Source organism: Nocardia testacea NBRC 100365, from assembly GCF_000308775.1.
Taxonomy (GTDB): Bacteria; Actinomycetota; Actinomycetes; order Mycobacteriales; family Mycobacteriaceae; genus Nocardia; species Nocardia testacea.
In genome coordinates this window covers 1-22,900 of record NZ_BAGJ01000176.1, presented here as the reverse complement: position 1 = coordinate 22,900, position 22,900 = coordinate 1, and the positions used below count along the sequence as shown (strand labels likewise).

At 68.2% G+C, this 22,900-nt stretch carries 22 protein-coding genes and 1 pseudogene; 11 read left to right on the top strand and 12 right to left on the bottom strand.

Features of this window, described 5'->3' with window-relative positions; genetic code table 11:
- Window positions 1-435 precede the first annotated feature (435 nt).
- Window positions 436-3,252, top strand: a complete 2,817-nt coding sequence (gene leuS / locus ON38_RS24600; protein WP_039827351.1) for a leucine--tRNA ligase — start codon at window positions 436-438, stop codon at window positions 3,250-3,252.
- A gap of 130 nt (window positions 3,253-3,382) precedes the next feature.
- Entirely contained in the window at window positions 3,383-5,422 is a 2,040-nt protein-coding gene (locus tag ON38_RS24595; RefSeq protein ID WP_051165137.1) for a PhoX family protein, read from the top strand.
- A 20-nt stretch (window positions 5,423-5,442) separates the two neighbouring features.
- On the opposite strand, the gene ON38_RS24590 is transcribed toward ON38_RS24595, so the two are convergent.
- The 3 genes from ON38_RS24590 to ON38_RS24580 form a co-directional block, all read right to left on the bottom strand.
- Window positions 5,443-6,132, bottom strand: coding sequence for a glycoside hydrolase family 25 protein (locus tag ON38_RS24590; RefSeq protein ID WP_373281248.1), 690 nt, complete (start codon window positions 6,130-6,132; stop codon window positions 5,443-5,445).
- A gap of 576 nt (window positions 6,133-6,708) precedes the next feature.
- A complete protein-coding gene (locus ON38_RS24585) occupies window positions 6,709-7,023 on the bottom strand; it encodes a hypothetical protein (protein ID WP_039823301.1) in 315 nt (104 codons plus the stop codon).
- A 100-nt stretch (window positions 7,024-7,123) separates the two neighbouring features.
- On the bottom strand, window positions 7,124-7,624 hold the full coding sequence (locus tag ON38_RS24580; protein ID WP_039827348.1) for a hypothetical protein: 501 nt from the start codon (window positions 7,622-7,624) through the stop codon (window positions 7,124-7,126).
- Between the two features lie 217 nt (window positions 7,625-7,841).
- Between ON38_RS24580 and ON38_RS24575 the strand changes: the two genes are divergently transcribed.
- The gene (locus ON38_RS24575) at window positions 7,842-8,354 is read left to right on the top strand and encodes an EXLDI protein (protein ID WP_039827347.1); all 513 of its coding nucleotides are present in this window, start codon (window positions 7,842-7,844) and stop codon (window positions 8,352-8,354) included.
- 273 nt (window positions 8,355-8,627) lie between these two features.
- Here the strand turns inward: ON38_RS24575 and ON38_RS24570 are convergent, their stop codons facing one another.
- The gene (locus ON38_RS24570; RefSeq protein WP_039827345.1) at window positions 8,628-9,197 is read right to left on the bottom strand and encodes a TetR/AcrR family transcriptional regulator; all 570 of its coding nucleotides are present in this window, start codon (window positions 9,195-9,197) and stop codon (window positions 8,628-8,630) included.
- A 177-nt stretch (window positions 9,198-9,374) separates the two neighbouring features.
- On the opposite strand from ON38_RS24570, the gene ON38_RS24565 reads away from it, so the two are divergent.
- From ON38_RS24565 to ON38_RS24555, 3 genes are all read left to right on the top strand, one after another.
- Window positions 9,375-9,764 (top strand): hypothetical protein, encoded by a 390-nt coding sequence (locus tag ON38_RS24565; RefSeq protein WP_039827343.1) that lies wholly within the window; start codon window positions 9,375-9,377, stop codon window positions 9,762-9,764.
- 2 nt (window positions 9,765-9,766) lie between these two features.
- The gene (locus ON38_RS24560; RefSeq protein WP_039827341.1) at window positions 9,767-10,375 is read left to right on the top strand and encodes a pyridoxamine 5'-phosphate oxidase family protein; all 609 of its coding nucleotides are present in this window, start codon (window positions 9,767-9,769) and stop codon (window positions 10,373-10,375) included.
- A gap of 100 nt (window positions 10,376-10,475) precedes the next feature.
- Entirely contained in the window at window positions 10,476-10,907 is a 432-nt protein-coding gene (locus ON38_RS24555; protein WP_051165134.1) for a nuclear transport factor 2 family protein, read from the top strand.
- Window positions 10,908-10,942: 35 nt separating this feature from the next.
- Here ON38_RS24555 and ON38_RS24550 read toward each other — a convergent pair whose 3' ends face one another.
- A complete protein-coding gene (locus ON38_RS24550; RefSeq protein WP_039827340.1) occupies window positions 10,943-11,602 on the bottom strand; it encodes a YqgE/AlgH family protein in 660 nt (219 codons plus the stop codon).
- Window positions 11,603-11,729: 127 nt separating this feature from the next.
- Here ON38_RS24550 and ON38_RS24545 point away from each other — a divergent pair, with 127 nt between their 5' ends.
- The gene (locus ON38_RS24545; RefSeq protein WP_039827338.1) at window positions 11,730-12,491 is read left to right on the top strand and encodes a lysophospholipid acyltransferase family protein; all 762 of its coding nucleotides are present in this window, start codon (window positions 11,730-11,732) and stop codon (window positions 12,489-12,491) included.
- 12 nt (window positions 12,492-12,503) lie between these two features.
- On the opposite strand, the gene ON38_RS24540 is transcribed toward ON38_RS24545, so the two are convergent.
- Both ON38_RS24540 and ON38_RS24535 read right to left on the bottom strand, forming a co-directional pair.
- Entirely contained in the window at window positions 12,504-12,815 is a 312-nt protein-coding gene (locus tag ON38_RS24540; RefSeq protein ID WP_039827336.1) for a GNAT family N-acetyltransferase, read from the bottom strand.
- A gap of 53 nt (window positions 12,816-12,868) precedes the next feature.
- The gene (locus ON38_RS24535; protein ID WP_039827386.1) at window positions 12,869-13,966 is read right to left on the bottom strand and encodes a zinc-binding dehydrogenase; all 1,098 of its coding nucleotides are present in this window, start codon (window positions 13,964-13,966) and stop codon (window positions 12,869-12,871) included.
- Window positions 13,967-14,213: 247 nt separating this feature from the next.
- Between ON38_RS24535 and ON38_RS24530 the strand changes: the two genes are divergently transcribed.
- Window positions 14,214-14,669 (top strand): nitroreductase family deazaflavin-dependent oxidoreductase, encoded by a 456-nt coding sequence (locus ON38_RS24530; protein ID WP_039827334.1) that lies wholly within the window; start codon window positions 14,214-14,216, stop codon window positions 14,667-14,669.
- A gap of 21 nt (window positions 14,670-14,690) precedes the next feature.
- On the opposite strand, the gene aroQ is transcribed toward ON38_RS24530, so the two are convergent.
- Window positions 14,691-15,155 (bottom strand): type II 3-dehydroquinate dehydratase, encoded by a 465-nt coding sequence (gene aroQ / locus ON38_RS24525; RefSeq protein ID WP_039827333.1) that lies wholly within the window; start codon window positions 15,153-15,155, stop codon window positions 14,691-14,693.
- 361 nt (window positions 15,156-15,516) lie between these two features.
- Between aroQ and ON38_RS24520 the strand changes: the two genes are divergently transcribed.
- Window positions 15,517-17,139: an NTF2-like N-terminal transpeptidase domain-containing protein gene (locus tag ON38_RS24520; RefSeq protein ID WP_245564180.1), complete on the top strand. Its 1,623-nt coding sequence runs from the start codon at window positions 15,517-15,519 to the stop codon at window positions 17,137-17,139.
- Window positions 17,140-17,154: 15 nt separating this feature from the next.
- On the opposite strand, the gene ON38_RS24515 is transcribed toward ON38_RS24520, so the two are convergent.
- The 3 genes from ON38_RS24515 to ON38_RS24505 all read right to left on the bottom strand — a co-directional run bounded on the left by ON38_RS24515 (window position 17,155) and on the right by ON38_RS24505 (window position 20,344).
- Window positions 17,155-17,523: a DUF3054 domain-containing protein gene (locus ON38_RS24515; protein ID WP_039827330.1), complete on the bottom strand. Its 369-nt coding sequence runs from the start codon at window positions 17,521-17,523 to the stop codon at window positions 17,155-17,157.
- Between the two features lie 56 nt (window positions 17,524-17,579).
- Window positions 17,580-18,683 carry a lysylphosphatidylglycerol synthase transmembrane domain-containing protein gene (locus tag ON38_RS24510; RefSeq protein ID WP_039827328.1) on the bottom strand — a complete coding sequence of 368 codons (1,104 nt, stop codon included), beginning with the start codon at window positions 18,681-18,683 and terminating at the stop codon, window positions 17,580-17,582.
- Between the two features lie 65 nt (window positions 18,684-18,748).
- A complete protein-coding gene (locus ON38_RS24505; protein WP_373281245.1) occupies window positions 18,749-20,344 on the bottom strand; it encodes an adenylate/guanylate cyclase domain-containing protein in 1,596 nt (531 codons plus the stop codon).
- A gap of 86 nt (window positions 20,345-20,430) precedes the next feature.
- Here ON38_RS24505 and ON38_RS24500 point away from each other — a divergent pair, with 86 nt between their 5' ends.
- On the top strand, window positions 20,431-21,747 hold the full coding sequence (locus ON38_RS24500; RefSeq protein ID WP_051165133.1) for an AI-2E family transporter: 1,317 nt from the start codon (window positions 20,431-20,433) through the stop codon (window positions 21,745-21,747).
- A 122-nt stretch (window positions 21,748-21,869) separates the two neighbouring features.
- Entirely contained in the window at window positions 21,870-22,520 is a 651-nt protein-coding gene (locus ON38_RS24495) for a DUF1707 SHOCT-like domain-containing protein (protein WP_039827383.1), read from the top strand.
- A 17-nt stretch (window positions 22,521-22,537) separates the two neighbouring features.
- Here the strand turns inward: ON38_RS24495 and ON38_RS24490 are convergent.
- Window positions 22,538-22,900 (bottom strand): annotated as a pseudogene (locus ON38_RS24490) (MMPL family transporter); the annotation flags it as partial.

Sequence of the window (22,900 nt, the reverse complement as noted above, 5' to 3'; positions counted from 1 at the left end):
TCTGTTAATTGGCCCCGCCTGCGGCGGGGCGGGGTTGCGGCCCCCTTGGTCTCGCCGTTTCGGCCTCGAGACTTGCGCCTTCGGCGCGGGCGCTTTCGAGGCCGAAACCGCGAGACGGGCCGCAACCCTTTGAGGTGTCTCGCAGAACTCGACTCATACGGGTGCCGTCGGCATTCGATGTCGGGTCCACAGCGGGTCCGGACCTCCGGCGGGCCCGCGTGTGGTTCTGCTCACGGGGCGGCCGTACCCGCCCTCGGACGCGCGGGTCCGCACCCGACCTTTTTGGGCTTGTCAGGGCCCAAGTCTTAGGCTGTCGAGACGGAATTCTCCCCACCAGCAGCTAGAGAAGGCAGGACCGTGCAGGACTCCCGCGCAACCGAGACGGCCGGGCCGAGCTCGGTAGACCACGGCGCACCCCAGGGCCGCGCCGGTGATATGCCCGCCCATCGGTACACCGCCGAGCTCGCCGGGGAGATCGAGCGCCGCTGGCAGCAGCGGTGGAACGAGCGCGGCACCTTCTTCGCCCCGAACCCGGTCGGCCCGCTGGCCGGCGAGGTCCCGGCCGACAAGCTGTTCGTCCAGGACATGTTCCCGTATCCGTCCGGGGCCGGGCTGCACGTGGGCCATCCGCTGGGCTATATCGCCACCGACGTGTTCGCCCGGTACCACCGGATGCGGGGCCGCAATGTGCTGCACGCGCTGGGCTACGACGCCTTCGGCCTGCCCGCCGAGCAGTACGCGGTACAGACGGGGGCGCATCCGCGCGACACCACCGAATCCAATATCGCCACCATGCAGCGGCAGCTGGACCGGCTGGGCCTGGGGCACGACCGGCGGCGTTCGTTCGCGACCACCGACCCCGAGTACTACAAGTGGACGCAATGGATCTTCCTGCGCATCTACAACGCCTGGTACGACCAGGAAATCGGCCGTGCCCGGCCGATCGCGGAGCTGGAGCAGCAGTTCGCCACCGGCGCCCGGCCGGCGCCGGACGGTAAGGACTGGGCGAGTATGCCCGCCGCCGAACGCAATGCCGTGCTCGACTCCTACCGCCTGGTCTATCAGACCGATTCGGTGGTGAACTGGTGTCCGGGGCTGGGCACAGTGCTGTCCAACGAGGAGGTCACCGCCGAGGGTCGCAGTGAACGCGGTAACTTCCCGGTGTTCCGCAAGCGCCTGTGGCAGTGGATGATGCGGATCACCGCCTACTCCGACCGGCTGATCGACGATCTGGACCGGGTGGACTGGCCGGAGAACGTGAAGGCCATGCAGCGCAACTGGATCGGCCGCTCGCGCGGCGCACGGGTCGAGTTCGCCACCGCCGCGGGCGATGTGGAGGTATTCACCACGCGCCCCGACACCCTGTTCGGCGCGACCTATATGGTGCTGGCCCCCGAGCACGAGACGGTGGACCGGTTGATCGCCGCCGCCTGGCCGGAGGGCACCGATCCGCGCTGGACCGCCGATAGTGCCACACCGGCCGAAGCCGTGGCGGCCTATCGCAAGTCCATTGCCGCGAAATCGGATCTGGAGCGGCAGGAGAACAAGGAGAAGACCGGCGTCTTCCTGGGGGCGTACGCCACCAATCCGGTGAACGGCGCACAGATCCCGATCTTCATCGCCGACTACGTGCTGAGCGGTTACGGCACCGGCGCGATCATGGCGGTGCCGGGCCAGGATCAGCGCGACTGGGATTTCGCGACCGCCTTCGGCCTGCCGATCATCCGGACCGTGCAGCCGCCCGCGGATTTCGACGGCGAGGCCTACGCGGGTGACGGGCCGGCGATCAACTCCGACTACCTGGACGGCTTGAACATCGCCGACGCCAAAGCGACCGTCATCGCCCGGTTGGAGGCCGACGGCCACGGCGCCGGCACCGTCCAGTACAAACTGCGCGACTGGCTGTTCGCGCGGCAGCGGTACTGGGGCGAACCCTTCCCGATCGTCTACGACGAGACCGGCGCCCCGCACGCGCTGCCGGAATCGATGCTGCCGGTGCGGCTGCCGGAACTGGACGATTTCGCGCCGGTCACCTTCGACCCCGACGACGCGGACTCCGAACCGTCCCCGCCGCTGGCCAAGGCCACCGACTGGGTGGAGGTCGAACTGGACCTGGGCGACGGCCCGCGCAGGTACCGCCGGGACACCAATGTGATGCCCAACTGGGCGGGTAGCTCCTGGTACCAGCTGCGCTACGCCGACCCGACCAACTCCGCGGAATTCTGCGCGAAGGAGAACGAGACCTACTGGCTGGGCCCGCGGCCCGCCGAGCACGGCGCCGACGATCCGGGTGGGGTCGACCTGTACGTGGGCGGGGTGGAACACGCGGTGCTGCATCTGCTGTACGCGCGGTTCTGGCAGAAGGTCCTGTTCGATCTGGGTGAGGTGAGCAGCAGCGAACCGTATCGCCGGCTGTTCAACCAGGGCTATATCCAGGCCTTCGCCTACACCGACGCGCGCGGCGCCTACGTGCCCGCCGCCGAGGTGACCGAACGCGACGGCCGGTTCTACTGGACCGACGCCTCGGGCACCGAGATCGAGGTGAACCAGGAGTACGGCAAGATCGGCAAATCGCTGAAGAACGCGATCGCCCCGGACGAGATCTGCGATCTGTACGGTGCCGACACCTTCCGGTTCTACGAGATGTCGATGGGCCCGCTGGACACATCCCGGCCGTGGGCGACCAAGGACGTCATCGGCGCGCACCGCTTCCTGCAGCGGGTGTGGCGGCTGGTGGTGGACGAGGAGACCGGCGCGACCCGGGTCACCGAGGACAACCCGGCCGACGAGACGCTGCGGCTGCTGCACCGGACCATCGCCGGAGTCGACGAGGATCTGGCGGCCATGCGCGACAACACCGCGGGCGCCAAACTGATCGAGCTGACCAACCATCTGACCAAGGCATACCCGGGCGGCGCACCGCGTTCGGCGGTGGAACCGGTGGTGCTCATGCTGGCGCCGCTGGCCCCGCATATGACCGAGGAACTGTGGGAGCGGCTGGGACACACCCACTCGCTGGCACACGGACCGTTCCCGGTGGCCGACCCGGCGCTGCTGGCCGCGGAGACCGTGGAGTATCCGATCCAGGTCAACGGGAAGGTCCGCAGCCGGATCCAGGTCGATCCGGAGGCCGACCGGGCCGCGATCGAGGCGGCCGCCCTGGCCGACGAGAAGATCGCCGGCCTGCTCGGCGGTAAGGCCCCGCGCAAACTGATCGTGGTCCCGGGCCGGTTGGTCAATATCGTCGCGTGAGCGTTACGGTCGGCGCGGTGGCCCGGGCTTTCCCGGGTCGCCGTGTTGGCCGGTCGTTAATCCGGCGGACTCCTGGGACTTGCCTGGGTGGGCTAGCGTGCGTGCGTTCAGCCCGGAACAGGAGTCCATCTTGAAACCTCTCGAGCTCTTCGTCGTCCCCGGCCCGGCCGGGTCGCGGTCGCGCGTCACCTGCCAGTACAAATGCGGCAACGCCTGCTTCCACGAGGTGCCCAACACCTCCTCGAACACCTATTTCGGGGATATCGTCGCGGGCATCTCCCGGCGGCGCCTGCTGCAGGGCAGTGCGGCCGCGGTGGTCGCGATCGGCGCGGCGAGCGCGCTCGCCGCCTGCGGCGACGGGACCGAGGTCGGCCCGGCCGCGAACTCCGGGGGTACGGGGACCGGATTCGCGCCGGTCGCGCCGAACACCGAGGACGCGCTCGTCGTCCCGGAGGGTTACGAGCAGGGCGTCGTCATCCGGTGGGGTGATCCACTGTTCGAGGACGCGCCCGAATTCGACTTCTTCGCCCAGACCCCGGCCGCCCAGGTCAAGCAGTTCGGTTACAACAACGACTTCGCCGGCCTGCTGCCGATCGAGGGGCAGCCGGGCAGGTACCTGCTCGTGGTGAACCACGAGTACACGACCGAACAGTTCATGTTCCCCGGCTACCGGCCCGAGGCGATCACCCGGGAACAGGTCGAGATCGCGATGGCCGCGCACGGTCTGTCCGTGGTCGAGGTGCATGGCGAACCCGGGACCGGCCGCTTGAAACCGGTGTTCGGCAAGTACAACCGGCGGATCACCGCGACCAGCGAATTCCGGGTGACCGGTCCCGCGGCCGGCAGTCCGCTGCTGAAGACCTCCGCCGACCCCACCGGCACGAAAGTCCTCGGTACGATCAACAACTGCTCCGGCGGGGTGACCCCGTGGGGCACGGTGCTATCCGGCGAGGAGAACTTCAACGCCTATTTCGTGGGCAAATCCGCCGATCCGGTGACGGCGGCGCGGCTGAAGCGCTACGGCATCGGCGAATCCGACGCCCCGCACTACTGGGAGAAGTTCGACAAGCGGTTCGATATCGCCGCCGAACCCAATGAGCCGAACCGCTTCGGCTGGGTCGTCGAGGTGGACCCGTGGGACCCCGCGTCCACCCCGGTCAAGCACACCGCGCTGGGCCGGTTCAAACACGAGGCGGCGAATATCCACGTCGCCGCGGACGGCACCGTGGTTGCCTACACCGGTGACGACGAGCGGTTCGACTACATGTACAAGTTCGTCTCCTCGCGCAAGGTCGAGCCGGGCACCGGGGCCGCGAGCCGCCGCCACAATATGACGATCCTCGACGCCGGCACGCTCTACGTCGCGAAACTCACCGGTGATCATCCCGACCGGATCGACGGTTCGGGCACCGTCCCCTCCGACCAGGGTTTCACCGGCACCGGGCAGTGGATCCCGCTCCTGCGCACCGCCGCGGACGGCCGCGGCGAATCGCTGGTGGACGGCATGACCGCCGAAGAGGTCGCGGTGTTCACCCGCCTCGCCGGTGACAAGGTGGGTGCCACCAAGATGGACCGCCCCGAGGACTTCGAGGCCAACCCGAAGACCGGCAAGGTCTATGTCGCGCTGACCAACAACGACAAGCGCGGCACCGACGGCAAGCCCGGGGTCGACGAGGCCAACCCGCGCAACAAGAACAAGAACGGCCAGGTACTCGAGCTCACCGACGATCACGCCGGCACCTCGTTCACCTGGACCCTGCTGCTGGTCTGTGGTGACCCGGCCGCCGCCGACACCTACTTCGCGGGCTACGACAAGAGCAAGGTCAGCCCTATCTCCTGCCCCGACAACCTCGCTTTCGACCCGTACGGCAACCTCTGGATCAGCACCGACGGCAATGCGCTCGACGCCAACGACGGACTGTTCGCGGTGGTGCTCGACGGTGACCGGCGAGGCGAGACCAAACAGTTCCTGTCGGTTCCGGTCGGCGCCGAGACCTGCGGTCCGGTGATCAGCGAGGAGCGGGTCATGGTGTGTGTGCAGCATCCGGGCGAAACCGACGAGGCCTCGGTGGAGAAGCCGGCTTCGCATTGGCCGGACGGCGGAACGACCCAGCCGCGCCCGGCCGTGGTGGCGGTCTGGAAGTCCGGGGGCGGCCGGATCGGGGTGTAGGAGGTACGTGGCGTCCGGGGCTATCCGCTGCCGGTGAGCCCGCCCATCCGGGCGAAGCGGGCGAAATCGCCCTGTGCGCCGCTGTATACGTTGATATCGGTATTGCCGTGGATACCCGGGATCGAGCCGGAGTCGGTCTGCTGCCAGAAGGTCCACGCGGGCCAGCGCCCGGGTACCTCCGGTTCGGCGCGGTCACGATAGTCGGCGATCCACAGCGGGTAGCCGTGGAACTGGTCGCTGTCGGCCATCGCGGTCTGCCAGAACCGCGGGTAGGTGTAGACGATCGGAACGCGTCCGGTGAGGGTCTGCACGGTGTTCAGGTAGCGGTGGGTCCAGTCGATCAGCGCGCCCGGCGCCAGACCGCCGGAATGCTCGATATCCAGTACCGGCGGCAGGTCCAGTGGGCCGTTCTGACCGAGCACGATCGTCGCGTAGAGGGCGGCCTGCGGTTCGGGTGGGAGTTCCGGGCGGGCGTAGTGGTAGGTGCCGCGCGCCATCCCGGCCAGCCGCATCTGCAGACTGTCCTGAACGAAGTACGGGTTGATGTAGTCCAGGCCCTCGGTGGCCTTGACCATGGCGAACCGGTGGCCGGCCGCGCGGACGGCGAACCAGTCGATGGGCCGTCCGCCGCCGTGCTGCCAGGACGAGACGTCCGGGCCGGTGGGTTCGGCGTGCGCGGGCGCGGAAACGAGCGCGAGCCCTGCCACCAGCGCAAATGTCAGGAGTCCGAGGCCGGTGGGCCGGCGGCGGACTCGAACGAAGCTGCCCGGCCCCAAGCGCGAGCCGGACTTTCGTACGGTCGATCTCAATCGGGCAGTTTTCATGGACCCGACCCTAGGCACGCGGACCGGCACTGCCCGGTATTGCGCTGCCGTGTCCGGACCGACCGCGGTGCAGGACCCGGCGGCCGACGCCCTGCGTTTCGCCCGCGAGTGCGATATCCCGTGGCCCCTGCGCGTCCAGGGGTACCGGCTCCGGTCTCCCGGTTGCTACGGCGACTTCGTTCGCGCTGATCCGGGTTATCGCTCTCGCCGCGACCGTGGTCCGGTGCTGCGGGCCGATCCGGCCGGTACGTTCGCACGTGCCATGGCCGGTGTTCGTGACGGATGCGCTGGTAGCCGTTTTCCGCGCCGGGTCGACACGGCGCATCGGCCGCTCATACCCGTATTCGCCTCACTACCGCGCCGGTTCGGTGGAGGCCGAACGTGTTACCGCCGCCGGTCGTTTCCGGAGTCGGCGGCCTACGCCGCGCCTGCCCGGCCGGTAGTGATCGCGCGGCGCTCACCTCACCGGCAGGCGTAGTAGTACGGCTTGTAGGCGCAGATGTCGAGGTAGCCGCCCTGATCGCTGTCGTAGGTGAAGCTGCGCTCGGCCGGGATCGCGTGCACCGGCTCGCTGCGGTTGCTGGGATCGCTCGGCAGATCGTGGGTGTCACCGTAGCTGCCTTTGCCCGGGTGGGAGTCGTCGCGGCTGCTGTGGCCGGGGACGTCGGCGAGCGCCGTCTGGGGGGCGAGGGTGGCGGGGATCGCGGCGAGCGCGCCGGCCAGCACGGTGGCGGCGGCGATTCTCTTCACGAATCCGAAGGTGCGGGTGATGGTCATGGTGTGCTCCGTTCTGTTCCGGCCTCGCTGTAGCGATTCGCCAGATAATGAACCGTCATATAACGGCAACTTGATGACGTAGCCATCGGTACTGTCCGGCTCAGGGGAGACGCGGCAGGCCGGGCAGCGCGAACGGCAGTTGCGGCAGCGGCAGGTGGACCGCCGGCAGCAGGCTCGGCGCCGGCGCGGGGATGTAGGGGTTGGGTGTGTTCCAGACGGCCGGGCTCTGGGTGCCGCCGCCGTGGTCCGTCCGATCCCAATCGGCCGGCTGGTCGTAGCCGGCGTCGTTGTGGGAATCGCGGTCGGGGTACTGGTTGCCGCCGCTGTTGAGGTGGTCTTCGTACCCGTCGTAGTTCTGCTGGTTGTGATCGACGTAGCCGTACTGACCGTTGTCGTCCCAGCCGAAATCGCCGTTGCCGTTCCAGCTGTCGCTATCGCCGAAGCTGTCGCCGGAATCGTGGGAATCGCTGATCTGGGACGCCTGGCCGGGGTCGGCGAGGGCGGTGCCGGCGGTGCCGGCCAACGGTGCGAGGGCGATGACCGCGATCGCGGCGATTCGCGCGGCGAGGCGACGGGTGCGCTGTGCGGGGTTCGGGTTCATCGGCGGGTCCTCACTCGGTCGCGCCCCCGGCGTGGAATCCGGGGCGGTCGCACTGGCTGGAGTGCTTTATTGGAACATCGTCTACCGTACCGCTGTATAACGGCACGTTCAACAGATAACTGTTAAGTGGGGTGATCGACCCCACTCCATGGCATTGCGGAGTGCGGCGCGGCCCCCGGTCATTGTCTATGCGTATATGTCTACGTATAGTTAGCTCATGCCGAACAAGACCATCTACGTCGCCGACGACGACCTGCCACTGTTCCAGCGCGCGCAGGAACTGGTTGGCGGCAATCTGTCCGGCGCGGTGGTGACCGCGCTCAAACGCTTCATCGAATTGGAGGAGGGCAAGGTCGAGGGGTACGAGGAAATCGTGCTCAGGGTCGGCCACAACGGTGTGCGGCAGGTGCGGTTCCAAGGCGCCCTGCTCGGTGAGCACCGGGATGTGGGCGAGGAGCGGATGGAACACATCCGGGTGTTCCGCGGCCGCAAGGGGAAATACGCGCTGCACGAGCAGTATTCGAATTGGTCGGATTATCCCGAATCGGCGAACTGGCTGCGCGACCTGAAGAACTGGCGCCGCATGCTCGGTATCGAGCACGACTGGGGCGACTACGTCTTCACGGTCGTCGACACCCTCGAGGAATTGCGGGGCAGGATTCCGGACCAGCTCTACCAGCGGGTCGCCGGGATCGCCGAACGTCCGCCCGTGGAAGAACTCGATATCTGAACTGTCGCGGCCGCAAACGGCCGTGACCACGTACCGGAAAGCCGCGCCGTACCGGGGGACGATGCCGAGACCCGGATGCCGGTCGCGTTCGGGCCGATCGCGGCCGACCCGGAGACGCCGGCGATCTGCCGTTCCCGATCATGATGCTGCCGTTCCTCGGCTCCGGCCCGCTTCCCGGCGACACCGTGCCGATGGTGATGCGGATCGGCCGATCGCGGGGGTGCTCGCAGGCCGGTGGCCTTCCGGGGTGGAGCCGGGCAAGCGGAAGGACGCCTACCCGGCACTGCTCCCGATGGCCGAAAGCAAGGTCTCGGCGGCGTCGCGCGCGTGGCGTGCCGCCCGGGGGTCCTCGTGGATGGCGGCGGTGACCATGGCGCCATTGGCCAGAATCATGAGCTGATCGGCCACACCGCCGGGAAACGAGCCCGCGGCGACGAGTTCGGCCAGGTAGTCGCGTACGGCGAGTTTGTGGCGCCGCGCGATACGGGCGACGTCGTCGGAGGTGCCACCCAATTCCCCGATCGTATTGATGAACAGGCATCCCCGGAAACCCGGTTGAGTGAACCACTCGAGCAGGTAGTCGAATACGGCGAGGATCCGTTCTCGCGGCGTGTGGGCCCGCGCGTCCACGTATTCGGCGATCGCGCCCCGCACATCGCGGTCGCGCTGCTCCAGCACCGCGCACACCAGATCGGCTTTGGAAGGGAAAAGGCGGTAGAGCCGCTTCAGCGACACGTTCGCGGCATCGCGGATGTCGTCCATCCCGACCGCCTGCACACCTCGATCGTTGAACAGCCGATCGGCCGCGACGACCACCTGTAGCGCCTCGGGTCCATCCGGCACCGCGACCTCCTTGCGTTGAGAACCTTCGTTCTCCTAGACTACTCGTACCGCGGAGAACAATCGTTCTCGCGGATCGACCGGCACGACAATCGGCCTGAGCAGACCGGCCCAGTTCCAGAAGTCGCGCCCGGGCGACCCCGACCGCCGGCCGGGGTGGCCCCTCTCGAGGAGCAGAAAATGAGTGGAAACACCGCGAGCAAGACCGCCGTTCTCGTGCTGAGCGACCCCAACGGCGGCGACGAAGCACTCGGCCGCGTCTTCAACGCTCTCGCCGCCGCCTACGATTTCGATCAGGCCGGTGACGAGGTCCGGCTGCAATTCCAGGGGGCGGGAACCCGCTGGCCCGAACTCCTGAACTCGCCCGAACACCCCGCCTACGACGTCTACCAGGCAGTGCGGCACACGGTCGCCGGCATCTCGTGTGGATGCAGCGATCTGTTCGGCGGCAAGGAGGGCGCCCAGGCCTCCGGCCTGGAGTTGATCAAGGACAATCCGCTGCCGGGTACCTCGGGGGTGGCAAGCGTACGCACCCTCGTCGACAACGGATACTCCATCCTGTCCTTCTGACCATGGAACATTTCTTCGCGCTCACCTTCGGAGCGGATGAGCAGGCGCATCAGCGCCGGCGAGGCTCGTTCGACCGTTACGACGCGCTTTCCGCCGCGCCCGTGCCGACCGGCATGGGCGCGGCGGAAGCCGAGTTCCTCCAGCGCCGCGGCAGTTTCTATCTCGCCTCCACCGGCAGCAACGGCTGGCCCTACGTGCAACATCGCGGCGGGCCGGCGGGATTTGTGAAAGTGACCGGCCCGACGCAGTTGGTGTGGGCCGAGAGCACCGGCAACCGCCAGTACATCACCGCGGGTCACCTCGACCACGACGACCGGGTCGCGATCATCGCCGTGGACTACCCGAACCGGAAACGGCTCAAGCTCCTCGGTCACGCGCGGTTCGATCCGGAGCCCGCTCCCGAAACGCTCGAACAGCTCGGAATAAGCGGCCGCCTCGAAGGCCTGCTGACGGTCGAAGTCGTCGCGTTCGACTGGAACTGTCCCAAGTTCATCACGCCACGCTTCACCGCGGAAGAACTGCGGGCTGCCACCGAACCACTGAGGGAACGTATCCGCCAACTGGAAACTGCGCTGGCCGACAACGGAATTTCCGGCCCGCCCTCCCCGTGACCCATTCGACCGGACGAATATCCGCGCTCTGCTCTCATGACAACGATCGAGGGTCGTCGAGAAGCGTCCGCGGGAACGCCCCACCCCATGAGAGGTTGCCATGACCGACGCCCGACCACCGTATCCGCCCTTCACCGCGGACACCGCGCTCCGCAAGGTCCAGACCGCCGAGGACGCGTGGAACACCCGTGACCCACAGCGCGTGGCCCTCGCCTACACACCGGACTCGGAGTGGCGGAATCGCGATCAATTCGTCACCGGGCGCGACGAGATCGTCGCGTTCCTGACCGCCAAGTGGAAGCGCGAGCTGGACTACGCACTCCGCAAGAGCCTGTGGAGTTTCCACGACAACCGCATCGCGGTCCGTTTCCAGTACGAATGGCATGACACCAGCGGACAGTGGTGGCGCAGCTATGGCAACGAGCTGTGGGAGTTCGACGATCGCGGCCTCCGGCTCGGTCCGCGGCCCGCGGATCCTGCGTTCGGAGTCGCGGATCGCGACGTCGTTGATGTGGACATTCCGCTCCACTAGGCAGTGTCCCGTAGTGGTGCGGGCGAGCCACAAGCCTAGTTGCGCTCGACCTCGATCGGATGGGTGGCCAGCAGCGACAGCGGCAGCGGCTGCCGCCGCAGCACCTCCGCCCACATATCGGTGCGCCGCCCGGCGATCGGGTCGCTGGGCAGGGCGGACACCACGATCCAGTCGTCGTTGGCCAGTTCGCTGTCCAATTGGCCGAACGTCCAGCCCGCGTACCCGGCGAAGATCCGGACACCCTCGACCAGTGGGCCTATCCGCTCCGGCTCGGCGTCCAGATCGACCAGCACCACCCGGCCGTCCACCCGGCGCAGCCCCGGCGCCCCGTCGATGGACGCGCCCACCCGCAAGGTGCCCAGGCACAGCGCGGCATCCCGCTTGACGGGCCCGCCCACGAACAGGGTGTGCGGCCGGGCCGACAGTTCGGCCCACTGCGGTAGCACGTCGTGCACCGGGGTATCGCTGGGCCGGTTCAGCACCACCCCGAGCGTTCCGGCGTCGTTGTGTTCGATGATGTAGACCACGGTTCGGCGGAACGTGGGCTCGGCCAGATCGGTCGAGGAAACCAGTAGTGTCCCGGCCCGTACCGTCTGCTCACCCTGCCGGTTACCGCGACGACCAGGTTCGGGCTCGTGCCCGTCACCGCGGCCGCCCCGGGTCTTGCGATCATCGGGGTCATCTGCCTGCGCCACCTGGCCATCATCGCAGTTATTGCCCGACTGTGCCGCTCTGATCAACTGTTCACTTCGCGCGGAGTTCGCTCGACCGCCGTTTTCGCGCCATCTGGACATACCGCGACAGCCTCGTAGAGTCAGCCGTATGCGTCCCCCCGAGGTGCTCCTGGACAACAGCGACGATGTGTACGCCTTCTACCGCGACCACCGGCAGAACCGCCTGCAGGCGATGGGTGCCTACGCCCTGCTCGGGCGGCGCTACCGGCCGCGGGTCGGCTACGCGGCCGGGGCGCGGGAGGCCATCGAGGCCCTCGTCCGTTCCCGGACCCCGCTGCTGATCGCGGTGAACCACCTGTCCCGGCTGGACCCGTACACCCTCGCGGCCGCCGCCTGGCGCAGCGAACTCCGGCCCATCATCGGCCGCACCCGGGTACTGGCCAAGGACGAGCTGTTCGAGGACGCCAAATTGCGCCGCCGCATCGACATGATGGGCGGTATCCCGGTGTTCCGCGGGAGCGACCACGGACTGCGGGCGGTGAACGCCGCGGGGCAGCGGATGATGGATATCTGCGCCGAACGCCTGGCCGGAGGTGACAGCCTGGCCATCTTCCCGGAGGGCACCTGCAACGATGTCGACCCCGCGCAGGTGCAGGCGGTCGGTACGGGTATCGGGCACATCGCCTTCCGGACCGCCAAACTCGGCGCCCGGCCCGCACTTGTCGCGCTCGGCCTGAGCTACGGCCCGCGCGCCGACCCGGCGGTCGGGCCGACCAAGGAGCAGGCGAAAGCGGCGAGCTTCTACTTCGGGATGCCCCGAACCGAACTGCCGACCCGGCCCGCGGAGATCTCCCGGCTGGTACGCACCGATCTGCAGCAGGCACTGGACGGCGCCGTGGCCGCCTACTGAGAGCGCGTGCGCTTATTGGGGCAGTCCGAGGCGGTCGCGGGCCCAGTGCGGCACCAGCGACAGATACTGCGGGCTGGCCTCGATGAAGTGCTGGACCACCCGGCACATGGGCAGCACTCCCAGCCCTTCGGCGCGGGTGGCATCCAGCGCGCCCGCGACCAGGGCCCGGGCGCAGCCCTGGCCGTCGAATCGTGGATCGACCTCGGTGTGCACGAATGCGCGCTCGCCGACGGTGTCCTGATATTCGGTATATCCCGCGACCTCGCCCTCGACCGTGATCTCGAAGCGTTCCAGTGCGGTGTTGTTGCGGACCTCCGTCGGCATGGCTCGACGCTACTCGGTCGGCGGTGAATTTTCGCCTCGATACACGCGGTGGGTCAGTCCATTTCGATGATCGCCCGGCCGACGATCTCACCGCGGGCCAACGCGCCGTAGGCCTCGTCGGCCCGGTCCAGCGAGTAGCGGCGGGTGATCACCTCCTGCGGCCGGACCGTGTTCGCCGCGACCATCCGCAGCAGCGCGGGCATATCGGTGCGCGCCTTCGCGCCGTAGGAACCGCGGATCTGTAGTTTGCGGCGTACCAGCCGGGCCAGATCCACCGTGCCGGTGGCGCCGGCGGGTGCGATCCCCACCACCACCGCCCGGCCGCCGTCGTCCAGTATGTCCAGGGCCGTCGCGAACGTCGCGGCGCTGCCCAGCGCCTCGAAGGCCACCTCCACCCCGTGCCCGCCGGTCAATTCCCGGACCCGGGCCACCACGTCCTCGGTGGCGGAGTTGACCGTATGGGTGGCACCGAGTTTCGCGACCGCGGCGAGTTTGTCGTCGCTGATATCGATCGCGATGATCCGGGCGACCCCGGCCGCCGCCGCGAACTGCACGATCGACGATCCCACGCCACCGGCCGCGACCACCGCGATCCGGTCGCCGAGCCCGAGTTCGGCGGTGTGCACGGCGCCGAGCGCGGTGAACGAACTGCATCCCAGGATCGATACGGCCTCGAGTCCGACATCCGCGGGTACGCCGAATACGTCGGAGGCCGGCACCACGCAGTATTCGGCGAGACCGCCCATCGAGTACATGGCCAGCGGGGTTCCGTCGGCCCGGGCGAGGCGGGTCGTGCCGTCGTAGAGAGTGCCGTTCAGCCGGTTGTACGCGAAGAACTTCTCGCACAGGTCCTCGGCGCCGCGGACGCAGTGGCGGCAGTCGCCGCAGGGCATGATGAAGCTGCAGACCACGTTGTCGCCGACCGCGACCGTGTCCACGCCTTCGCCGAGTTGTTCGACCACACCGGATACCTCGTGGCCGAGCACCGCGGGCGCGGGAAATTTCACCTCGGAGCGCAGGACGTGCAGGTCGGTATGGCACACCCCGCAGGCGGTGACCCGCACCAGGACCTCACCGCGCCGGGGGACCGGCACCGGGATGTCCTCGATCACCAATCGGGGTTCGGTTCCGTGGAAAACTGCCGCCCGCACGCCACTCTCCTCCGCCATTCGTTCCGGCACATCCGCCCGCTCGTCCGCGTGGGGACAGCCGGGCCACGACCACCGTCCCAGAAAAGGGTGCGGCCGGGAGCAGGTTCGGTAATTGCCGCCCGAACCCGTGTCCTTCAATGGGCTCGACCTGCGGTTACGACTAAAGGAGAGCACTGCTCTTGACAGGTGGGCCGAGAGGTGCGATTGTTGTTCACAACAGAGAGCACCGCTCACTAAGGAGAAGACGATGACCACCGCCACCCGCTACCTCGCCCCCACCGGTTTCGACCCGATCTTCAACCGGCTCGCCAACCTGCTGCCCAAGCTCGGGATCAGCGTCGCCGGTTCCCGGTTGCTGGCGGTGCGCGGCCGCAAGTCCGGCGAGTGGCGGACCACCATGGTCAACCTCATGACCGCCGCCGACGGGCAGCGCTATCTCGTGGCGCCGCGCGGCCATACACAGTGGGTGCGCAATCTCCGGGTCGCCGGCACCGGCGAGTTGCGGCTGGGCCGGCGGACCGAGGTCTTCACGGCGGTCGAGGTCGCCGACGCGGACAAGGTGCCGCTGCTGCGGCTCTATCTCGAGCGCTGGGGCTGGGAGGTCGGTCGCTTCTTCGAAGGCATCACCAAGGACGCCACGGATGCCGAACTGGCCGGAATCGCTCCCGGCTTCCCGGTTTTCCGGATCGACAGCGCGAAGTAGGACGCGGCTCGGGGACCGGCGTCAGGACCGGCGGGTCAGCAGGTATTCGATCGCGGCGGCGTAGCCCTGGATGCCCATTCCGGCGACCACCGCGTCGGCGATGGGAGAGACATAGGAATGCCGGCGGAACTCCTCGCGTGCGTGCACATTGCTGATGTGCACCTCCACGATCGGCACCTCCGGGATGACCAGTGCGTCGCGCAGCGCCACCGACGTGTGGGTCAGGCCGCCGGGGTTTATCACGATCGCCGAGGCCGCGCCGCGCGCCTCGTGGATACGGTCGATCAGCGCGCCCTCGGAATTCGACTGGAAATGGGCGATCTCCCGCCCGTGTGCCGCCGCCGTCCGACGACACAATTCGATTACATCGTCGAGGGTTTCCGGGCCGTAGATCTCGGGTTGCCGAGTGCCGAGCATATTCAGGTTCGGCCCGTTGAGGACCAGAATCGGGCTGCTCGAGGTTTGCGGGACGGCGGCATCGGACATGGCAGCAACCCTACCGACACCTCACCCGCGGGCGAAGGATTCTGAGCTACGGTAACGGGGTATCTCTTCGATGAATGCGGACTCGCGGGGTAACGGCGCACCGCTTCTGGTCGATCGGTAGCGTAGCGTCGCCGGGTGTTCTCGGGCGCCCCGATAATTGATCATGGTCCGCTGTAGGACGAGTTGGGCTCGGCCGCAACCGCACACGGTGGGACAGGGTATGGTTTCGGGTTTGCGATCACTCGCAAGCAGGCATTTTTCAGGTACGGTGGTCTTGTTACTGGAGTGACAAGAGTGAAGAGTGGGCGACATGGACGTGAGGGGATCCCGCCGCTTTCGCTTCCGGGGCGCAATGGCCCTTATGGGGGTGGCGGCTCTGGCAATTGCGATGGGATCGTGCGGGTCCGGGACCGAGGCGGCCGGGCCCGAAGCGGTCGTCGATCAATTCACCGAACGGCTCGACGAGCACGACTACGCCGCGGCGGCGGAGTTGACCTCCTACCCCTCGGCGGCTTCGGCAACCCTTCAGCAAATGTTCGAAGGGCTCGAATCGGGCACCGTCGACTACGAGAAGGCGCAATTCATCGGACTCGATGCCGAATCCGGCATCTTCAGCCTCGATGTCCAGTGGAGCTTCGGCGAGCAGAAGAACTGGTCCTACGGGCTGGAGGGCACCGTCCGCAAACTCGCGAACGGTTGGCGGATCTCCTGGGACCCGGCCGTGGTCATGCCCGAGCTCAGCCAGAACCGCACCGTGCAGCTGGTGCGCACCACCCCGGACCCGCCGCCGAAGGTCGTCGACAATATCGGTAAACCGTTGATGACCCAGCAGATCATCAATGTCGTCGAACTCGACCCGACACGGATGCCGGACCCGGTGGCCTCCACCGACGCGCTGGCCCGTGCCATCGAACCGGTGGCGCCCCTGATCACCGGTGCGTCGCTGCGCGACGATCTCGCCGCCGCCGGCGGTAAGCCGATCACCGCGGTCAGCCTGCGCGAGGGCGATTTCGCGATCCTGGAACCGCGGATGGCGCCGATCCCGGGCGTGGTGATGAAACAGGAGCCGCGGCTCATCGTCTCCGATCGCCGGATCTTCTCGCCGATGCTCGACGCCATGAAGAAGGTCTGGGAGCAGAGCCAGGACCAGCATTCCGGTTGGGGCGTGCAACTGTTCGAGAACGGTCGCTTCGTCAAACAGCTGGCGGGCAACCAGGGTCCGGCCGGTCCCGATATCGCGGGCACCATGGACCAGCGGTTGCAGCGCGCGGCCGAGGACGCCGTGGTCAGCGTGGGCTCGCCCGCCTCCATCGTGGTCACCCAGCCCTCCACCGGCGCTGTCGTGGCGGCCGCGCAGAACAACTACTCGAGCGCTCAGGGCCCCGTCGCGTTCACCGGCCTGTACCCCGCGGGCGGCACCATCGAACTGTTCAAGAAGGCGGCCGGGGCGGCCAAGGGCAAGGCGCCCGAGGACGTCAGCGATCAGGAGATCATCGAGGCGGCCGCCATGCTCGGTGTCGGCGTGGACTTCCGGGTCCCGGGCCTCGAGGAAGTGACCGGGCGCCCGGCCGGTGCGGGCGGCGCCGAACCGGTCCGCCAGGGCGGTGGCACGGATGCGCTGCTGGTCAGCCCGTTCGGAATGGCGATCGCGGCGGCGACCATCACCAACGGCACCGCCCGGCCGCCGATGCTCGAACGGGGCCGGCCCGGCGAAACCGACGCACCCATGGGCCCGCTGCCGGGCCCCGTCGACGCGGCCCTGCGTGCCGCGATGCGCGACGGGATGAACGCACCGCAGATGGCGCGGCTGCGGGGATTCCGTGATGTCACCGGATTCTCGGCGAAGGCCGGCGACGACGGCTGGCTGATCGCGAGCATGGGTGATCTGGCGTTCGCCATCCATATCGCCGATGTGGACAGCGGCGATATGGTCGTGCGGATGGGCGAGCGGATGCTGCAGGCGCTGGCCAAACCGGACGAATGAGCGGCGGCGCGGCGGTCACCTGATCGCCGCGACGGCTCCGCGCCAGCCCAGCAGGAAGAACGCCAGCACCAGCGCCGCCACCACGATGAAACTGAAGGCGGTGCCCTGACCGGCGACCACCCGCAGCAGCATGCCGACCACCAGCGTGCACAACCAGATCGCCACACCGGCTGGCCACAGGCGCGAGCCGTCGATCGGGTCGGTACCGGCCCGCCGGCGCTCCAGCAGTATTGCCGCGACCCAGCCCACGGCCAGCCCGGCCACGAACGGCCACGCCGTATGCAGCAGACCGGTGAGTACGGCCTCGTCGTGGCTACGACGGCCGATGGCGCAGAACACCACCACCAGGACGAAGTCGGCACCGATCGCAGCGAACCATTTCACTCCGAGCAGCCTAGTCGCGGCCGCGACGGCGTGGTCACGGTGTGCCCCGTGCCGGCTCAGGCGTTGCGCTGGGAGAATTCCTTCTCGTACTCGTCGTCCTCGGCATTGCGGGTGCGGAACAGGAACGCGAAGACGATCCAGCCGATGATCGCGATCAGCACGAAACTCACCAGCCGGTACACGAACGCGGCGGCGACCGCCTGCGCCGCGGGCAGCCCGGCGGCCGCGGTGAGACCGTAGATGAGGGTCGCGTCCACGTAGACGATTCCGCCCGGCGCGAAGGGGATCGAACCGACGGCCTTACCCGCCGCGAAGGCGATCAGCAGTCCGGCCCACCGGGGATCGCCACCGATGGCGTAGCAAGCGGCGCCGAGACAGACGATATCGGCGAATCGGTGGATGACCGCCCACCAGGTGACCCAGGCGCCGTCCCGGCTGCCCAGCTTCACCGATTCGACCTGATCGAGCATTTCCCGGATCTTGTCGGTACCGGTGCCGGAGGATTTCTTGCGCACCCGGTTAACCAGCAGCAGCGCCCGGTACAGCACCTTCTCGAGGGTGCCGGGATGCCGCGAGGCGTAGTTCCCCGCCCAGACGAGCGCCACCACCGCGGCCACCGAGACGATCAGGTTCACCGGGCCCACCCGGCCGCCCGCGAGCACGGTCCCGAGCACACCGATCAGGGCCAGGCCCGCCGCGGAGACCACCCCGGAGAAGACCAGCTGCCAGGACGCGACCACCGGGCTGGCGCCCCAACGCCGGGTCTGCCGGTAGGTGAACGCCGTGGAGAAAACCTGACCGGCGGGCAGGGTCACCGACATGGCGGTGGCACCGTAGACGACCGCCACCGAGCGATGCTGGCTCACCTCGACGCCGCCCGCGCGCAGCAGTTGTTTCTGAACATGACCGAACCCGGTCATGGACAACATTTGCGCCGCGATACACAGCGCGACCCAGCCCCAATGAATTTCGGTGAGTTTGCGCCACGACTCGTGTAATCGCGGCCACAGATAGAATGCTTCGCCTATCAACAGGAGAAGCACGATAGAAACGGTCAGCCATTTGAGCGCACGGAATCTGCGGCGGCGATTCTCGGTACGCTCCGATTCTCCGGCGCCGGGCACAGCAGCGGTACCCGCTGCATCACCGTCGGCCGTCACGGCCCCAGCCTAATGGACACCCCCCACCGGAGTCCGCTGCCTGGTCCGATACCGCCGCGGACGCTCTAGTCCACCGTTTCACTCGGCCAGGACAACCGCGTCTTACGGCGGCGGCCGCGCAGTTGCACCTCTTCACCCGCCGTCCAGTGCCGCTGCTCGCTGTCCTCGGCGAAATACAGCGCCGAACCCGAGGCCAGCACCCGGCCCGGATGATCCTTGGCGAGTTCGGTGAGCCGGGACGCCTCGTTCACCGGATCGCCGATAACGGTGTATTCGAAGCGGTTGGCGGCACCGATATTCCCGGCGACCGCCAATCCCGCGGAAACTCCGATACCGATATCCAGACCGGCGACCGCGCGCAAGGCCTCGCGCAGATCACGGGCGGCGGCCAGCGCGGCCGTCGGTGCGTCCGGGCGGTCCAGCGGCGCGCCGAAGATGGCGAGGGCGGCGTCGCCGACGAATTTGTTGACGAACCCGTGGTGACGGTCGATCACATCCACCACCACCCGGAAGAATTCGTTGAGCAGGCTCACCACCTCGGTGGGCGGGTGTTCGGCGGCGGTCGCGGTGGAGCCGACCATGTCCACGAACAGGACTGCCACGAAGCGGGTTTCCCCGCCGAGTTCGGTGCCGTAGTCCAGGGCACGCTGGGCCACCTCGGCGCCCACATGCTGACCGAACAGTTCCTGCAGCCGTTGCCGGGTGGCCGCCTCCTCCATCATCCGGTTGAAACCGACCTGGAGCAGACCGATCTCACTTCCGTCGAAGACCTCCACCTGCACATCGCGGGCACCGTTCTGCACCTGGTCGATGGCCTGACTGAGCTGACGCACCGGGTCGGAGATACTGGACGCGGTGAGCATGGACAGCGCCAGCGCCTGCATGATCACCACCCCGCACAGCAGCAGGATCGAGACCGCCAGCGACTGCGCGGAGAACTTCACATCCGACGAGATCTGGGTGACACACAGCAGCACGATGGCGATGGTCGGCGCGAACGTGCCCATACCCCAGGTCATCGCCATCCGGGTGCCGACGCCCGGGGTGAGGGTGTGGTCGAAACGTCCGGCGGTGAGCGCCTCGGCCGCGACCGGGCGCAGGATCCGTTCGCCGAGCATGTAGGTGAAACCGAAGACAATGGTCGCGGCCATGCATTCGGTGATGATCACGGCGCCGGCCAGAGCCGGGGTCTCGGAGATGATCGCCGCGCCGAGCACGCCGCCGCCGAGAACCCACAGTGCCAGATGCAGAATCGCCTGCCGCAGCGGCGCGTGCAGGGCGGCCATCTGCTCCTGCCGGCTGGGCGGGCCGCCGCGCATCTGCCAGCGCATCACCGGCCGCAGCATCAGCGCCGAGGCCGCCACGCTGAGGAAACCCCCGGTGAGAAAGACCACCCCGGGGACCAGCAGGCCGACCTGGCGGGTGCCCGGTTCCTCCCCTTCGGGGACCGGCAGGCCGTACTGGATGAACGCCCATACCAATACGGCGCCGAAGGCATTCGCGAGCAACATCGAGGTGAGGTACAGGGGCCAGCGCGTATGCATGGTCTGTTTGACCGCTTCCAATGGCGCTGACACGTGTACCAATCTAGCGCCCGGGGCCGACCGCTCTGTGTTCCCGGGTTGGGGGTGTAGCTCCACATTCACTCCGGCCGTGCGCATCGTGCGTACCCGGGCGATGGCCGCGCCGCCATCCGCTCCGGCAGTGCGCGGCCGGTACGACGGCTCCGCTCACTAGGCTCGGTCGGGTGACCGAGCCCAAACCATCTGCCGCAGACGCCGTTCACCCCATCGTCCGGCAGACCGCCGAATGGGCCTGGCGACTGCTGGTGATCTTCGCCCTGGTCGCGGTGCTGGCGGCCGCGGTGCGGCGACTCGACACGGTGGTGATCCCACTGGCCATCGCCATGTTGGCGGCCGCGCTGCTGGCGCCGCTGGTGGACTGGATGCAACGCCGCGGGGTGCCGCGGGGTATCGGGGTTTTCGTCGCGCTGGTCGGTTCGCTCGGACTGGTCGCGGGCGTGGTGACCTTTGTGGTCGAGCAGTTCGTGGTGGGCGTGCCGCAGCTGTCCGACGAGTTCACCAACAGCATCCACAAGGTGCAGGACTGGGCCATCAACGGTCCGATGCACCTGAGCGACGACCAGATCCGCAATGCCGGCGATGCCGCCATCCGGGCCATCCAATCGAATCAGGACACGCTCACCAGCGGCGCGCTGACCACCGCGACCATGATCGGTCACATCCTCACCGGCACCTTCCTCACCTTGTTCATCCTCATCTTCCTGCTCTACAGCGGTGACCAGATCTGGCGATTCGTCACCCGCGTGGTACCGACCCCGCATCGGGAACGGGTGCGTACCGCCGGGGAACTCGGATTCGGTTCGCTGGTGGGTTTCGTGCGGGCCACCGTCGTGGTCGCCGCAGTGGACGCGATCGGAATCGGCGCCGGGCTGGCCCTGCTCGGCGTGCCGCTCGCACTGCCGCTGGGCTCACTGGTGTTCATCAGCGCGTTCATCCCGATCATCGGCGCGTTCCTGGCCGGTTTCGTGGCCGTGTTCATCGCGCTGGTGACCAAGGGATTCGTCACCGCGCTCATCGTGCTCGGCATCATCGTCGCGGTGATGCAGCTGGAGGGGCATGTGCTGCAACCGTTGTTGCTCGGGCGTGCCGTACGGATCCATCCGCTGGCGGTGGTGCTCGCGATCGCCGCGGGCGTGGTGCTGGGCGGTATCGCGGGTGGCCTGCTGGCGGTGCCGCTGGTGGCGGTGCTGAACACCGCGATCCGCTCGCTGCTCGCCGCGGACCCCGAGGAATTGCTGGGCGAACCGACACCGGACCGTAAGGGGATCTATGTGGCCGAACCGGATTCACCGGAGGACGGCGAGCATTCCGTGAGCGGTCCCCAGATTTTGGGCCGCTTCGATATCGGGGCTCTGCTCGCCGAGGCGCAGCGCCGGCTACCGCTGTCCCGGCCCGCCGACACGCCGCCGCGCCGGGACGGCTCGGACTCCGGACCGGCCACCTCCGCCGCCCGGCGGGAAACCGGAGATGAGCAGGGCTGACGTGGGGCCTGCCACCCCCGCATCCGGGAATGCCCTGATGCGGGATCCGGGCTGTGCTGGGTAATCTCGGTCCTATGAACGGCCCCGATCCGGTATTCGACGGTGCGGGTTCCGGTGGCCAGGTGGGCAACCGGGACCTGCGTGTTTCCGACGCCGAACGGGAACATGTCGGGCAGCTCCTGCAGCGCGCCGTGGGTCTGGGCATGCTCTCCCTGGGTGAGTTCACCGAGCGGATGGACACCGCCCTGGCCGCCAAGACCCGCGGCGAGCTGAACTCGGTGCTCGTCGATCTGCCCGGGGTCCGGTTGATCGGCGAACCCGCCACCGTGCGGGCCGGTCACGGCAAACCGGTCCCGTTACCGCAACCCGGCGACGCCGCTCGTGCGGGACTGTCGGGGGTGGTGCAGGGCGGGGTCATCCGGCCGCGGATGTCGGGGGTGAACCGCCGGGGAAACTGGCAGGTCGCGCCGATGTTGCGGGTCAACAGCTGGTTGTCCGGAGTGACTCTGGACTTCACTCAGGCGATCATGACCACCCAGGTGGTGGAGATCCAGGTCGACGATTACGCCAGTTCGCTCACCCTGGTGGTGCCGCAGGAGGCCACGGTCGACCTGGACGGCCTCGAACTGGTTGGTTCCAGTGTGAACAACAAGGTACGCAGCGGTCCGCCGATCGGACCGCTGCATCTGCTGGTGCACGGCCGGGTCCGGTTCGGCTCGGTCACCGCCAAACAACCCTTCGCCGCCCATTGGCGCCGGCTGCTCGGACACTGAGCCGGAACTCCGGCGCGCTAGTCCTGTTCGCGGCGGCGCAGCAGTTCGTTCACGCTGACCGAACGGCCCTCGCTCTGCTGGTGGCGGCCCGAATCGTCGGCCGGCATCCCGGCCTGCTGCCGCCGGGCGGACCGCAGGCCCGCCATCCACGATTCGATGCTGTTGCGTTCGCGCGGGTCCGCGTTGTCCTGCGGGCCGGCCCCGCCGGCGGACTGCTGGGCCAGACTGTCGGGGCGCGATCCGATGGGACCCGGACGTTCGGCGGGCCGGGTCGGCGGCTCCGGCGCGGGATAGAGACCGGGTACGCCCGGAGGCTGGGCCCCCGGCACCCGGCGCGGGAGTTCGGGTAGACCCGAGGCGGGGCCGGCCGGGGCCGGGCC

What these genes read in the sequence shown, in the direction of transcription:
- leuS (WP_039827351.1), top strand. Translation starts at nt 436, where the DNA reads ATGCCCGCCCATCGGTACACCGCCGAGCTCGCCGGGGAGATCGAGCGC.
- ON38_RS24585 (WP_039823301.1), bottom strand. Translation starts at nt 7,023, where the DNA reads ATGACCATCACCCGCACCTTCGGATTCGTGAAGAGAATCGCCGCCGCC.
- ON38_RS24580 (WP_039827348.1), bottom strand. Translation starts at nt 7,624, where the DNA reads ATGAACCCGAACCCCGCACAGCGCACCCGTCGCCTCGCCGCGCGAATC.
- ON38_RS24575 (WP_039827347.1), top strand. Translation starts at nt 7,842, where the DNA reads ATGCCGAACAAGACCATCTACGTCGCCGACGACGACCTGCCACTGTTC.
- ON38_RS24565 (WP_039827343.1), top strand. Translation starts at nt 9,375, where the DNA reads ATGAGTGGAAACACCGCGAGCAAGACCGCCGTTCTCGTGCTGAGCGAC.
- ON38_RS24560 (WP_039827341.1), top strand. Translation starts at nt 9,767, where the DNA reads ATGGAACATTTCTTCGCGCTCACCTTCGGAGCGGATGAGCAGGCGCAT.
- ON38_RS24555 (WP_051165134.1), top strand. Translation starts at nt 10,476, where the DNA reads ATGACCGACGCCCGACCACCGTATCCGCCCTTCACCGCGGACACCGCG.
- ON38_RS24545 (WP_039827338.1), top strand. Translation starts at nt 11,730, where the DNA reads ATGCGTCCCCCCGAGGTGCTCCTGGACAACAGCGACGATGTGTACGCC.
- ON38_RS24540 (WP_039827336.1), bottom strand. Translation starts at nt 12,815, where the DNA reads ATGCCGACGGAGGTCCGCAACAACACCGCACTGGAACGCTTCGAGATC.
- ON38_RS24530 (WP_039827334.1), top strand. Translation starts at nt 14,214, where the DNA reads ATGACCACCGCCACCCGCTACCTCGCCCCCACCGGTTTCGACCCGATC.
- aroQ (WP_039827333.1), bottom strand. Translation starts at nt 15,155, where the DNA reads ATGTCCGATGCCGCCGTCCCGCAAACCTCGAGCAGCCCGATTCTGGTC.
- ON38_RS24520 (WP_245564180.1), top strand. Translation starts at nt 15,517, where the DNA reads ATGGGGGTGGCGGCTCTGGCAATTGCGATGGGATCGTGCGGGTCCGGG.
- ON38_RS24505 (WP_373281245.1), bottom strand. Translation starts at nt 20,344, where the DNA reads ATGCGCACGGCCGGAGTGAATGTGGAGCTACACCCCCAACCCGGGAAC.